This window comes from Actinomadura luzonensis (genome assembly GCF_022664455.2).
Lineage (GTDB): Bacteria > Actinomycetota > Actinomycetes > Streptosporangiales > Streptosporangiaceae > Nonomuraea > Nonomuraea luzonensis.
Genome location: NZ_JAKRKC020000001.1, coordinates 6,227,699 through 6,240,575, shown reverse-complemented (window position 1 = coordinate 6,240,575; position 12,877 = coordinate 6,227,699). Strand labels below are relative to the sequence as shown.

Annotated in this window: 11 protein-coding genes; 9 read left to right on the top strand and 2 right to left on the bottom strand. The window is 73.3% G+C overall.

What is annotated here, in order from left to right:
* Positions 1 to 53 precede the first annotated feature (53 nt).
* From MF672_RS29540 to obgE, 4 genes are all read left to right on the top strand, one after another.
* The gene (locus tag MF672_RS29540) at positions 54 to 3,008 is read left to right on the top strand and encodes an Rne/Rng family ribonuclease (protein WP_242381438.1); all 2,955 of its coding nucleotides are present in this window, start codon (positions 54 to 56) and stop codon (positions 3,006 to 3,008) included.
* 210 nt (positions 3,009 to 3,218) lie between these two features.
* The gene (gene rplU / locus MF672_RS29535; protein WP_242381439.1) at positions 3,219 to 3,521 is read left to right on the top strand and encodes a 50S ribosomal protein L21; all 303 of its coding nucleotides are present in this window, start codon (positions 3,219 to 3,221) and stop codon (positions 3,519 to 3,521) included.
* A gap of 15 nt (positions 3,522 to 3,536) precedes the next feature.
* Complete coding sequence (gene rpmA, locus MF672_RS29530) at positions 3,537 to 3,794, top strand: 50S ribosomal protein L27 (RefSeq protein WP_012893687.1); 258 nt, start codon at positions 3,537 to 3,539, stop codon at positions 3,792 to 3,794.
* Between the two features lie 151 nt (positions 3,795 to 3,945).
* On the top strand, positions 3,946 to 5,298 hold the full coding sequence (gene obgE, locus MF672_RS29525) for a GTPase ObgE (RefSeq protein ID WP_242381440.1): 1,353 nt from the start codon (positions 3,946 to 3,948) through the stop codon (positions 5,296 to 5,298).
* Between the two features lie 4 nt (positions 5,299 to 5,302).
* Here obgE and MF672_RS29520 read toward each other — a convergent pair whose 3' ends face one another.
* Complete coding sequence (locus MF672_RS29520; protein WP_242381441.1) at positions 5,303 to 6,073, bottom strand: SDR family oxidoreductase; 771 nt, start codon at positions 6,071 to 6,073, stop codon at positions 5,303 to 5,305.
* Positions 6,074 to 6,142: 69 nt separating this feature from the next.
* Here MF672_RS29520 and proB point away from each other — a divergent pair, with 69 nt between their 5' ends.
* From proB to MF672_RS29500, 4 genes are all read left to right on the top strand, one after another.
* Positions 6,143 to 7,261, top strand: a complete 1,119-nt coding sequence (proB, locus tag MF672_RS29515; RefSeq protein ID WP_242381442.1) for a glutamate 5-kinase — start codon at positions 6,143 to 6,145, stop codon at positions 7,259 to 7,261.
* A 21-nt stretch (positions 7,262 to 7,282) separates the two neighbouring features.
* Positions 7,283 to 8,557: a glutamate-5-semialdehyde dehydrogenase gene (locus MF672_RS29510; protein ID WP_242381443.1), complete on the top strand. Its 1,275-nt coding sequence runs from the start codon at positions 7,283 to 7,285 to the stop codon at positions 8,555 to 8,557.
* 50 nt (positions 8,558 to 8,607) lie between these two features.
* The gene (locus MF672_RS29505; protein ID WP_242381444.1) at positions 8,608 to 8,784 is read left to right on the top strand and encodes a hypothetical protein; all 177 of its coding nucleotides are present in this window, start codon (positions 8,608 to 8,610) and stop codon (positions 8,782 to 8,784) included.
* Positions 8,785 to 8,875: 91 nt separating this feature from the next.
* Positions 8,876 to 10,912 carry a serine/threonine-protein kinase gene (locus MF672_RS29500; protein ID WP_247815477.1) on the top strand — a complete coding sequence of 679 codons (2,037 nt, stop codon included), beginning with the start codon at positions 8,876 to 8,878 and terminating at the stop codon, positions 10,910 to 10,912.
* 197 nt (positions 10,913 to 11,109) lie between these two features.
* Here the strand turns inward: MF672_RS29500 and MF672_RS29495 are convergent, their stop codons facing one another.
* Positions 11,110 to 12,141 carry a M48 family metallopeptidase gene (locus tag MF672_RS29495; protein ID WP_407654751.1) on the bottom strand — a complete coding sequence of 344 codons (1,032 nt, stop codon included), beginning with the start codon at positions 12,139 to 12,141 and terminating at the stop codon, positions 11,110 to 11,112.
* 87 nt (positions 12,142 to 12,228) lie between these two features.
* Here MF672_RS29495 and nadD point away from each other — a divergent pair, with 87 nt between their 5' ends.
* On the top strand, positions 12,229 to 12,846 hold the full coding sequence (gene nadD, locus MF672_RS29490) for a nicotinate-nucleotide adenylyltransferase (RefSeq protein WP_302893275.1): 618 nt from the start codon (positions 12,229 to 12,231) through the stop codon (positions 12,844 to 12,846).
* Positions 12,847 to 12,877: the final 31 nt, after the last annotated feature.

Sequence of the window (12,877 nt, the reverse complement as noted above, 5' to 3'; positions counted from 1 at the left end):
CGGGTGCCTCCGAAGGGGCCGGGAGCGGGGCTGCCGGTTCGGCGGAGAGCGGCGTGGGCGCTGGTCCCGCTGCGGAGGCCGCCGAGGTGGCCGCGCCGAAGCGGCGTACCAGGACGCGTAAGAAGGCCGCCGAGGACGAGGCGCCCACGGCGGCTCCGACGGCCGCTGAGGCGGCCGCTCAGGCTCCGGGACAGGCTGGTGCGGAGCTTGCCGGGCACGCCGCCGAGGCCGCCGCACAGAGCGGTGGAGAGCCTGCCGCGCAGGCCGGTGCGGAGCCGGGCGCCGAGGCCGGGGCGGCCGGGAGCGGTCGTGGCACGCGGGCCAGGACGACGCGGACCCGCGCCACGACGACCCGGAGCCGCCGCGCCACCGCCGCGCAGGCGGCCGGCGACGAGACGGCCGAAAGCACGCAGGAAGCCGCATCCGGCCAGGCCGGTGCCGTGACGGCGGCCGCCTCCGGCGCCGGTGCCGGAGGGGCGCAGGCCGCTGCCTCAGGCGGCGGCGTCGAGGGCGTCCGGGGATCCGGCGGCGACGTCGAGGGCGTCCGGGGATCCGGCGGCGGCGTCGAAGGTGTCCGCAGGTCCGGCGGCGACGTCGAGGGCGTCGGTGGAGCCGGTGCCGGCACCGGGCAGGGCGTCGGTGGCAGTGCCGCGCAGGGCGTCGCGGGGAGTGCCGCGCAGGGCCTCTCCGGCGGTGCTGGGCAGGGCGGTGCCGAGGGCACGGCGCAGGGCGTCGGCGAGGACGCGGACGCGGACGCGGACGCGGACGAGGACGAGGACGAGGACATCATCGAGATCCTCCCCGAGGACGAGCCGCTCGACGACGAGCCCGCCGGCGAGGACCTCGACGAGGAGCCCGTCCGCCCGAGCCTGCTGGCCGACCCGTTCGGTCTCTCGGCGCGCCGCGACGACGGGCCGGGCACCGCGTTCCAGCGTCCCGCGGCGATCTTCGCCCCGCTGTTCCAGGCGCCCGACCCGAGCCAGGCCAAGCCGGCCGCGACGCGGCGGCCCGAGCCGCCGCAGCCGGTCGAGCCCGAGGAGGTCGAGGACCTGGTCGAGGCCGAGGCCGAGGCCGAGGAGAGCGTCGTCGAGGACGAGGCCGACGCCGACACGGGTGAGGAGAACGAGGAGGAAGAGGGCGGCAGCCGCCGTCGCCGGCGCCGCCGTGGCGGCCGCGGGCGCGGCAAGGCGCGCGAGCGCGGCGAGGGCGAGGACGGCGAGGAGACGGACGAGGAGTCCGAGGACGAGCCCGCCGAGGAGCCGGCCGCCCAGGACGACGAGTCCTCCACCTCGCGCCGTCGCCGCCGCCGTCGCCGCCGGGGCACCGAGGAGGGCGCCGAGCCGGTCGGCGACGACCCGCCGAACACGGTGGTGCGCATCCGCGCGCCCCGCTCGGGACGTACGGGGGCGCTGGAGACGGCCACCGACGGCGTGCAGAGCGTGCGCGGCTCGACCCGGCTGGAGGCCAAGAAGCAGCGCCGCCGCGAGGGCCGCGAGCTGGGCCGCAGGCGTCCGCCGATCATCACCGAGTCGGAGTTCCTGGCCCGCCGCGAGTCGGTGGACCGCATGATGGTGGTGCGCCGCCAGGGCGACCGCACGCAGATCGCGGTGCTGGAGGACGGCGTGCTCGTCGAGCACTACGTCAACCGCGAGGCGAGCCAGTCGTACGTGGGCAACGTCTACCTGGGCAAGGTCCAGAACGTGCTGCCGTCGATGGAGGCGGCGTTCGTGGACATCGGCAAGGGCCGCAACGCCGTCCTGTACGCCGGCGAGGTCAACTTCGACACCGCCGGGATGGAGGGCCAGCCGAAGCGCATCGAGTCGGCGTTGAAGTCCGGCCAGTCGGTGCTGGTGCAGGTCACCAAGGACCCGATCGGGCACAAGGGCGCGCGGCTCACCTCGCAGATCAGCCTGCCGGGGCGGTACCTCGTGTACGTGCCCGACGGGTCGATGACCGGCATCAGCCGCAAGCTGCCCGACAAGGAGCGCACGCGGCTCAAGGCCATCCTGAAGAAGGTCATGCCGGAGAACGCGGGCGTCATCGTGCGCACCGCGGCCGAGGGCGCCTCCGAGGACGAGCTGGCCCGCGACGTGGCCCGGCTGTCGGCCCAGTGGGAGAGCATCCAGAAGAAGGCCAAGTCGGCCAGCCCGCCCGAGCTGCTGTCGGCCGAGCCCGACCTCACCATCAGGGTCGTGCGGGACGTCTTCAACGAGGACTTCACGAACCTGGTCGTGCAGGGCGGCGACGCCTGGGACACCGTGGACGACTACGTCAAGTACGTCGCGCCGCACCTGGCCGACCGGTTGTCCCGCTGGGACGACGGCGAGGAGGGCGACGTCTTCGCGGCGTACCGCATCGACGAGCAGCTCGCCAAGGCGCTGGATCGCAAGGTGTGGCTGCCGAGCGGCGGCTCGCTGGTCATCGACCGCACCGAGGCGATGACGGTCGTGGACGTCAACACCGGCAAGTTCACCGGCCAGGGCGGCAACCTGGAGGAGACGGTCACCAGGAACAACCTGGAGGCGGCCGAGGAGATCGTCCGCCAGCTCCGGCTGCGCGACATCGGCGGCATCATCGTGATCGACTTCATCGACATGGTGCTGGAGTCCAACCGGGACCTGGTGCTGCGGCGGCTGCTGGAGTGCCTGGCCCGCGACCGGACCAAGCACCAGGTGGCCGAGGTCACCTCGCTGGGCCTGGTGCAGATGACCCGCAAGCGGGTCGGCCAGGGGCTGCTGGAGGCGTTCTCGACGGCGTGCGACTGCTGCAACGGGCGCGGGCTGATCGTCTCGACCGAGCCGGTCGAGGCCAAGCCGGAGCCGCGGGGCACGCAGGGCAAGATGGCGGTCGAGAAGGCGGTCTCGGACAAGGTTTCCGCCGCCAAGGACTCCGCCAAGCGTGATACCGTGACCGGTGCGCTTGATGACGTCCCTGCTGAGGACGACCAGGCGGGCCAGACTTCCGGCAGGGGGCGGCGACGCTCCCGCCGAGCCAAGTCCGCCGACTAGCTCTCGGCGGACATCCGACGATCCGTCCGGTTCGCCTAGGGGCCCGTTCATCCGGTACCCTGGTGAACCGGTGCGTCAGGTGACGTGCCCTGTTGGCGCGCCTACTCGGTTCGTCGGTTCGAGACAGGACCGGATTGCAGGCGCAGCATTCGGCGGTCGTCCTCATCGGGGACGGCTGTGGCAACAGCTAGTCAGTGGAAGGGTTCCGCGGTGTACGCGATCGTTCGTTGCGGCGGCAGGCAGCAGAAGGTCTCCGTCGGTGACGTCCTCGAGGTGGACAAGGTCGCCGGCGAGGTCGGCTCTTCGGTTTCGCTGCCGACGGTGCTCGTCGTCGACGATGGCGACGTGACCACCGAGGCGGGCAAGTTCACGGTCAGCGCCGAGATCCTCGGCGAGACCAAGGGCCCGAAGATCCGGATTCTCAAGTACAAGAACAAGACCGGTTACAAGAAGCGCCAGGGTCACCGCCAGCGGTACACCCAGGTGAAGATCACCGGCATCGACCAGGCCTGATCGGGAGTTTGAGAGATGGCACACAAGAAGGGCGCGTCGTCCACCCGGAACGGCCGTGACTCCAACGCTCAGCGCCTGGGCGTCAAGCGCTTCGGCGGCCAGCTGGTGAACGCGGGCGAGATCATCGTCCGTCAGCGTGGCACCCACTTCCACCCCGGCGACAACGTCGGCCGTGGTGGCGACGACACGCTGTTCGCGCTGGCCGCGGGTCACGTGCAGTTCGGCGTCAAGCGCGGCCGTAGGGCCGTGAGCATCGTCCCCGTCGCGGAGTAGTCACTCCGCTCCCCATCGGGAGACGTTGCACCAACGCGTTGAAGGGGCGGATCGCGCGGGCGATCCGCCCCTTTTCGCATTCGCGGGCCCGGGTAGGGCCCGTTCTGTGAGCTGAGACGCCCCTGGTGGGGCACTGGAGGAGTGCTGCTGCATGCCGGACTTTGTGGACCAGGTGGTCCTGCACATCAAGGCCGGTGACGGGGGGAACGGGTGTGCCTCCATCCACCGGGAGAAGTTCAAGCCGCTCGGCGGCCCGGACGGGGGCAACGGCGGGCGCGGCGGCGATGTGATCCTGGAGGTCGACCCGAACACCGCGACCCTGCTCGACTACCACCGCCGCCCCCACCGCAGGGCGGAGAACGGCAAGCAGGGGCAGGGCTCCAACCGTGACGGCGCCAACGGCGACGACGTGATCCTGCCGGTGCCCAACGGCACCGTGGTCAAGGACGCCGCCACCGGCGAGGTGCTGGTGGACCTGGTCGGCGCCGGCACCCGGTACGTGATCGCCGAGGGCGGCCACGGCGGGCTCGGCAACGCGGCGCTGGCCACGACCAGGCGCAAGGCGCCGGGGTTCGCGCTGCTCGGCGAGCCGGGCGACGGGCTCGACGTGATGCTGGAGCTGAAGAGCGTCGCGGACGTGGCGCTGGTCGGCTTCCCGAGCGCGGGCAAGTCGTCGCTGATCGCGGCGCTGAGCGCGGCCAAGCCGAAGATCGCCGACTACCCGTTCACGACGCTGGTCCCTAACCTGGGCGTGGTGACCGCGGGCGAGACCGTCTTCACCGTGGCCGACGTGCCGGGGCTGATCCCGGGCGCGTCGGAGGGCAAGGGGCTCGGGCACGAGTTCCTGCGGCACGTGGAGCGCTGCGACATGCTCGCGCACGTGATCGACTGCGCCACGATGGAGCCGGGACGCGACCCGGTCAGCGACTACGAGGTGATCGAGGCCGAGCTGGCCGCGTACGGGAAGCTGGAGGACCGGCCGCGCATCGTCGTGCTCAACAAGGCGGACGTGCCGGACGCGCGGGAGCTGGCCGAGCTGGTGACGCCGGAGTTCGCCGAGCGCGGGCTGCAGGTCTTCACGGTGTCGGCGGCCACGCACGACGGGCTGCGGGAGCTGACGTACGCGATGGGCGAGTGGGTCGCGGCGGCGCGGGCCAACAAGCCGGTCGAGGAGCCGACGCGGCTGGTCATCCGGCCCAAGCAGCTCGGCGACGCCGGGTTCAAGGTGCGGCGGGTCAACGACAACCTGTTCCAGGTCACCGGCGAGAAGCCCGAGCGGTGGATCCGGCAGACCGACTTCACCAACGACGAGGCCGTCGGCTACCTCGCCGACCGGCTGGAGCGGCTGGGCGTGGAGGAGGCGCTGGCCAAGGCCGGGGCGAGCGCGGGCGCCGAGGTGGTCATCGGGCCGATGGAGGGCGGCTACGTCTTCGACTGGCAGCCCACGCTGAACGCCGAGGCGACCCGGCAGGGCCCGCGCGGCACCGACAACCGTCTCGGCTGACCGCTCAGGGGTTCAACGCGGCCTCGGCGCCGCCGTCGGCGTACAGGATCTGGCCGGTCACGAACGAGTTGCCGGCGCTCACCGTCCAGGCCAGCAGCGAGGCGACCCCGGCGACCGGCCCCGGGAAGCCGAGCGGCTGCGGCATGGTGGCGGCGACGAGCTCGGCGGTCGCCGGGTCGGCGAGGAGCGTGCGGCGGGCGGTCGCGGTGTCCACGACGCCGGGGGCGACGGCGTTCAGCGGGATGCCGGCGCCCGCCCACGCCGGGCCGACGGCGGCGCGGCGGAGCCAGCGGTTGAGCGCCAGCTTGCTGGAGGGGTAGACGATGCGGCCCCGTCCCGCGGCCGAGGCCGCCTCGGCGGCCTCGGCGGCGCCCGCCTCGTCCAGGGCCAGGCAGGCGTCCACGATGCGGTCGTCGGCGGCCACGAGGGCGCTCAGGGACGACACCGCGACCGCGCGGGGCTGCTCGGCGGCGGCGAGGAGCGGGCGCAGGCCCTCCAGCGTGGCGAGCGTGCCGAAGAAGTTGAGCCGTACGGTGAGCGGCGAGGAGAGGCCCACCCCGGCGACGGCGACCACGCCGTCCACCCGGCCGCCGGACAGCTCGGCCACCTGCTCGGCGAGCCGGTCGCGGCCGGCCTGTTCGCCGAGGTCGGCGAGCACGTCGGCGTCGCGCACGTCGCAGCGGATGACGCGGGCGCCGCCGGCGGCGAGCAGGCCGGCGGTGGCCGCGCCGATGCCGGAAGCGGCACCGGTCACGACATAGAGGCGTTCGCTCATGCGGATGAGACTACACACAATGTATTAATTCAGTCGATGTATTGGGCAGACCTTGGATAGGCTGCCAGCGTGCGGGAACAGATCAGCTCGGCGTCCAAGGTCGTGGTCAAGGTCGGCTCCTCCTCGCTCACCACCCCCCAGGGCACGATCGACGTCGACCGGGTCGACGCCCTGGTGGACGTGCTGGCGGCGCGGCGCCTGGCCGGATCGCAGATCGTCCTGGTCTCCTCCGGGGCCATCGCGGCGGGCCTCGGCCCGCTGGGGCTGAGCGCGCGACCGCGCGACCTGGCCACCCAGCAGGCCGCCGCCTCCGTCGGCCAGGGCGTGCTGGTGGCCCGCTACACCTCCTCCTTCGCCCGTTACGGGCTGCGCGTCGGCCAGGTCCTGCTGACCGCCGACGACATGATGCGCCGCGCCCACCACGTCAACGCCCAGCGCACCCTCACCCGGCTGCTGGAGCTCGGCATCGTCCCCATCGTCAACGAGAACGACACGGTGGCCACCGACGAGATCCGCTTCGGCGACAACGACCGGCTGGCCGCGCTGGTGTCCCACCTCATCCGGGCCGACGCGCTGGTGCTGCTGTCGGACGTCGACGCGCTCTACGACGGCCCGCCGAGCCGGGGCGGCGCCCGCCGGCTGGCCGAGATCCGCGGCCCCGAGGACCTCGCGGGCGTCGAGCTGGGCAGGAACGGCGCCTCCGTCGGCACCGGCGGCATGGTGACCAAGGTGCAGGCCGCCAGGATCGCGACCGGCGCGGGCGTCCCCGTGGTGCTCACCGCCGCCGCCCACGCGGCCCAGGCGCTGAGCGGGGCCGACGTCGGCACGTTCTTCCACCCGGGCGGCCGGCATCCCGGCACCCGCCTGCTGTGGCTCGCGCACGCCACCACCGGGCGCGGGCGGCTGCACCTCGACCAGGGCGCCGTGGAGGCCATCGTGGCGCGGCGCAAGTCGTTGCTGCCGGCCGGGGTGACCTCGGTGGAGGGCGAGTTCGCCGCGGGCGACCCGGTCGACCTCTGCGATCCGCGCGGCGACCTGGTGGCGCGCGGGCTGGTCAACTTCGACGCGGCCGAGATCCCCGGCCTGCTCGGCCGCTCCACCAAGGAGCTGGCGAGCGCGCTCGGTCCGGAATATGAACGCGAGCTGATCCACCGCGACGACATCGTCATACTGGAAGCCCACGCCTAGCAGCACAACGAGGAGCACGCGATGTCCGAGGAGTTCCTGAAGGTCGCCCGCGCGGCACGAGAGGCCGCCGCCGAGCTGGCCCCGCTGCCGCGGGCGCCGAAGGACCGGGCGTTGCGCGCCGTCGCCGACGCGCTGGTCGCCCACGCCGCCGGGATCGTCACGGCCAACGCCGAGGACGTCGAGCGGGCCAGGGCGCAGGGCACCTCCGAAGCCATGATCGACCGGCTGCGGCTCGACGAGGACCGCATCGGCAAGATCGCCGACGCGGTGCGCGAGGTAGCCGACCTGCCCGACCCGGTCGGCGAGGTCGTGCGCGGCGGCACCCTGCCCAACGGCCTGGAGCTGCGCCAGCTCCGCGTGCCGCTCGGCGTCATCGGCATCATCTACGAGGGCCGCCCCAACGTCACGGTCGACGCCGCCGCGCTCTGCCTCAAGAGCGGCAACGCGGTGCTGCTGCGCGGCTCCTCCAGCGCCTACTCCTCCAACACTGCGCTGGTCCGCGTCATGCAGGAGGCGCTGGCGGGCACCGAGGTGCCGGCCGGCGCGGTGCAGCTCGTGCCCGGCCAGACCCGCGACTCGGTCAAGGAGCTGATGCGCGCCCGCGGCCTGGTCGACGTGCTGATCCCGCGCGGCGGCGCGTCTCTGATCAACTCCGTGGTCGAGGAGTCCACCGTGCCGGTCATCGAGACCGGCGTCGGCAACTGCCACGTCTACGTCGACGCCGAGGCCGACCTCGACCTCGCCGTGCGGATCCTGGTCAACGCCAAGGCGCAGCGGCCGTCGGTGTGCAACGCGGCCGAGACGTTCCTCGTGCACCGCGACGTCGCGGACGCGTTCGTGCCGAAGGCGCTGCGGGCGCTGGCCGAGGCCGGCGTGACCGTGCACGGCGACGCGGCGATCGCCGCCTACGACGCCGCCGTCGTGCCCGCCACCGAGGACGACTTCGCCGCCGAGTACCTCTCCCTGGACATCGCCGCGGCCGTCGTCGGCTCCCTGGAGGAGGCGGTGGCGCACATCCGGCGCTACGGCTCGGCGCACACCGACGCGATCGTCACCCGCTCGCAGCGGGCCGCCCGGCGGTTCGTGGCGCTGGTCGACTCGGCGGCGGTGGCGGTCAACGCCTCGACGCGGTTCACCGACGGGGGCGAGTTCGGGTTCGGCGCGGAGATCGGCATCTCCACCCAGAAACTGCACGCGCGCGGCCCGATGGGGCTGCCCGAACTGACCTCCACGAAGTGGGTTTACACCGGCGAAGGGCATTTGCGCACGTCGGAAGGCACAGTGGTGGCCGGCTGACCGGCGTGTCGGCCTGACCGGGAGCGCGCACCGCGGCTTGACTGGGAGGCATGGAGATCATCGTCGCCTTCGCCTTCGCCGCCGCGGTGCTGTTCGGCGCCGACCGCCTGCTGCTGTGGCTGGAGAGCCGCGGGCACGTCAACTGGCGGCGCAAGGGACGCAGGCGGCTGTCGGAGGAGCCCACCACGGGCCTCGACAGCATGCTCTCCGACCACTCACGCCGATAAACCTGGACGACCTCCGGCGCGCCGCAAGCGTTGACTCCCGTCCCAACGCTAGGGTTGTGTCCCTTATGGGCGCGCCGGGCGGGGAGGGACGGTGAGCAAGCTCGGCAAGGTCGGGCCGTACACCTTGGTCGAGCGGCTCGGCCGGGGCGGCATGGGCGAGGTCTACCTCGCGACCACCCGCCGGGGCGAGCGCATCGCACTGAAGGTCCTCCACGACCTCACCGAGGACCAGACCTCGCGCGTCCGGCTGGAGCGCGAGGTCAGGGCGCTGCGCAGGGTCGAGAGCCCGTACGTGGCCAAGGTGCTGGACGCCGACCTCAACTGCGCGCGGCCGTACCTGGTGATGGAGCACATCGAGGGCGCCACGCTGCTGGAGAAGGTGCGCCAGGACGGGCCGCTCGACGTCGCCGACCTGGTCGAGATGGCGCAGGGCATCGCGGCCGCGCTGGCGATCATCCACGCGGCCGGGGTGGTGCACCGCGACCTGAAGCCCGGCAACATCATCATGTCGGCGCGGGGGCCGGTGCTCATCGACTTCGGCATCGCCCAGGTGCTGGACGCGACCCGGCTGACCATGACCGGCACGTTCCTCGGCACGCCCGGCTACACCGCGCCGGAGATCTTCGCCGACGAGCAGGTCGACTCGCCCGCCGACGTGCACGCCTGGGCGGCGACGGTCGCGTTCGCCGCGACCGGGCGGCCGACGTTCGGGCGCGGGACGGCCGAGGCGCAGATGTACGCGGTGCTGAACGGGCAGGCCGACCTCAAGGGCGTGCCGGTCGAGCTGCTGCCGCTGGTGCGCGCGGCACTCAACCGCGAGCCCGGCAAACGGCCCACCGCCGCGCTGCTGGCCGACCGGCTGTCGCGGCTGGTCAAGGCCACCAGCGCGCCGGAGGCCGAGCCGGGGGCCGACGCTCCCGAGGAGGCGTCGGCCCGGGGCAGGAGCCCGGAGGAGGGCACGGCCCGGGGCGAGGCCAAGTCGGCGCGCGGGCGGCCCAACCCGACGGGGGCCGACAGCAAGGTGCCGCCGCCGCGCCGTACCGGGAGCGATCGGACGCGCGCCACGACGGACGGCAAGGCCGGTCAGGTCCGTGGCCGTGCCGCGGCCGACGGAACCGCCGCCGCCCGCGGCCGGACGGCGGCTGACGGAACCGCGGCCGCTCGTGGTCGTGCCGCGGCCGACGGGGCGGCGGGCGCCGCTCGTGGTCGTGCCGCTGCTGACGGGGCGGCGGGCGCCGCTCGCGGCCGGACGGCCGGCGACGGGGCCGCCGCCAGAGGACGCGTTCCCACGGACGGGGCGCGGCCCGGGGCCGCGTTCCCACGGACGGGGCCGCGGCGCGCGGGCGCCCGGCCGCCGACGGCCGCCGCGCGCGGCAGGACCAGGACGGGCGCGGACGGCGCGCGGCGCGCAGCAGGATGGACGGCGCCCCGGCGCGCACCCGCGCGGGCGCGGACGGAAGGTGCCCGCGCCGCCCGGACCGCCGCCGACGGCAAGGCCAGCAACCCGCGCGGCAGGATCGCCGCGCCCCGCGCCCGCGCCGCCGCGGCGGTCCGCACGCGGGCGGCGGCGGCCCGGCCGCAGGTCAGACGCAAGTCCGACGGGCCCACCACGCTGCCCGCGGGCAACGGCGCGCTGCTGCTGCTCGCCGTGCTGGCCGTGCCGTGCGTGGTGACCTCGGTGATCTGGCCGATCGCCTCCATCGCGATCACGGCCGTCTTCGTGCTGCTGACCAGGACGTTGTGGATGAACCACTGGATGGTCAGGAACCGCACCTCGCCCCGTGCCCGGGTGGCGCTGCGGGTGTTGTTGTTCCCGTTGGCGCTGGTGGGCGCGGCGGCGACCGCCGTGGTGTGGCCGGGCGTGCCCGTCGCGGTGGCGTCGGGCGGCGCGCTCTGGGTGACCGGCGGCGGTCAGATCGACACCGACTGGTGGCAGCAGCCGGCGCCCGTCACGGTGGCGGGCGTGGTGTTCGGCATGTTGTGCGGCGGCATCACCGGGCGCGAGATCGAGCGGATCGGCGGCCGGCTGCCCGAGCTGCGCAGGGAAGGGCTGCGGGCGCTGGCGGTGCTGGGCGGGTTCGTCGCCCTGTGCGCGGCCGCCGTGCGCGCCATCGCTCTGCTGCTCTGAGCCGGATCCTCAGGGCGGCGCGGTTCTGAGCAGCGTCGTTCTGGGCAGCGTCGTTCTCAGCAGCGTGGGCCGGCCCGCCGTGGACGGGCGGGCCGGACGCGGCCGTTCAAGCCGACCGGCCGCGCGGGACTCGTGCCGACCGGCCGCGCGGGCTCACCGTGGTGGCCGGCCGCGCGGGGCGATCGGACGGCCGCCGGTCAGCCCTGGCCGCCGTCGCGGCGGGAGAAGCGGTTGAAGATGCGCTCGCCCGCGTTGACCGCGCCCTCGGCGACGTCGCGCAGCACCCCGATGAACGGGTCCTGCGACTGCTGCCAGGACGCGCGGTAGGACTCGGCCGCCGCCTTGATCTCGTCGGTCACTCGTGCGTTGGAGTCGTCCTCGCGGCGCGGGTAGTCGCCGGCGAGGATGCGCTCGTACTCGCCGCTGCGCTGCCACTTGTCCAGCTCGGCGACGCGCACCACGGCGAACGGGTGCGTGGTGCCGAGCAGGTTGAGCACCTTGAGGAAGCCGTCGCGAAGGTCGCCCGCGGTGTCGTACTCCTGGTACTGCTCCAGGAACGCCTCGATGTTCATCTCGTGGGTGTAGTCGCCGCCGGCGAGCTTCATGAGCGCCCTCTTGGCCGCCTCGGGGTCCTGGCCGACGAGCAGGCCGCCGCGGTCGGAGGACAGCTCCGACTTGCGGTACCACTCCTCCAGGCCCGCGACGATGGCCCGCAGGCCGATGTAGCCGAGCGGGATCCAGGCGACGCGGGTGGCGAGGCGGGTGAGGATGTCGAGCATCGTCCGGTAGACCGCGTGCCCCGAGAGGATGTGGGCGGTCTCGTGGCCGATGACGAAGCGCTGCTCCTCCTCGTTCATGAGGTTGAGCAGGCCGGTGGTCACGACGATGAACGGGTCGTCGAAGCCGATGGCCTTGGCCTGGACCTGCGGGTCCTGCTGGATGTAGATCTCCGGGATCCGGTGCAGGTCGAGCGTGTAGGCGGCGTCGCGGCCCATGTCGTAGACGGAGCGGAACTGCGTCTCGCTGACGCGGACGGCCGAGGCGAGGTACATCAGGCGGAGACGGCGCTCGCTGATGAGACCGGACATCTGCTTCAGAACCGTGTCGAACCCACTCAACTTACGCAGAGCGACCAGGGCGGACCGGTCTGCGGGGTGTTCGTAGGCTCGGGACGAGATGCCGGGCAGTTGGACGCGATTGCGGTCCGGGGTGGTCGTCATGCCCGGCATGCTACGTCCGCAACCGAAGTGGCGCGCGGACATCACGAAGGGGGGTGCCATCGAGTTGTGGTACTGGGTCCGCGTAAGGTCCGTTTCATGATTAACGCGCCTGGTGTGCAGGGGATGCGGCGAGTGGGCGTGATGGGTGGGACCTTCGATCCCATCCACCACGGCCACCTTGTCGCGGCCAGCGAGGTCGCCCACCACTTCGAGCTGGACGAGGTCGTGTTCGTACCCACCGGACGGCCGTACCAGAAGTCCGGGCGCGAGGTCTCGGCGGCCGAGGACCGCTACCTCATGACCGTCATCGCCACCGCGTCGAACCCCCGCTTCTCCGTCAGTCGCGTGGACGTGGACCGCCCCGGGCCGACCTTCACCATCGACACGCTGCGCGACATCGCCAACATCTACGGCCCCGACGTCGAGCTGTTCTTCATCACCGGCGCCGACGCGCTCGGCGCGATCCTCGACTGGCAGCAGGCCGACGAGCTGTTCGAGCTGGCGCACTTCGTCGGCTGCACCCGGCCCGGGCACACGCTGCACGACCCCGGCCTGCCGGAGGGACGGGTGACGCTGCTGGAGATCCCCGCCCTGGCCATCTCCTCGTCGGAGTGCCGCCAGCGGGTGGCGAAGGGGGAGCCGATTTGGTATCTGGTTCCCGACGGGATCGTGCAGTACATCAACAAGCGCGGGCTGTACCACGCCCGCGGGTGAGGGGATCCGTGCCGTACGTGAGGGGTTTCGG

Bases quoted from the DNA above. Each gene is read 5' to 3' on its own strand.
- rpmA (WP_012893687.1), top strand. From the start codon at position 3,537: ATGGCACACAAGAAGGGCGCGTCGTCCACCCGGAACGGCCGTGACTCC.
- obgE (WP_242381440.1), top strand. From the start codon at position 3,946: ATGCCGGACTTTGTGGACCAGGTGGTCCTGCACATCAAGGCCGGTGAC.
- MF672_RS29520 (WP_242381441.1), bottom strand. From the start codon at position 6,073: ATGAGCGAACGCCTCTATGTCGTGACCGGTGCCGCTTCCGGCATCGGC.
- MF672_RS29510 (WP_242381443.1), top strand. From the start codon at position 7,283: ATGTCCGAGGAGTTCCTGAAGGTCGCCCGCGCGGCACGAGAGGCCGCC.
- MF672_RS29505 (WP_242381444.1), top strand. From the start codon at position 8,608: ATGGAGATCATCGTCGCCTTCGCCTTCGCCGCCGCGGTGCTGTTCGGC.
- MF672_RS29495 (WP_407654751.1), bottom strand. From the start codon at position 12,141: ATGCCGGGCATGACGACCACCCCGGACCGCAATCGCGTCCAACTGCCC.
- nadD (WP_302893275.1), top strand. From the start codon at position 12,229: ATGATTAACGCGCCTGGTGTGCAGGGGATGCGGCGAGTGGGCGTGATG.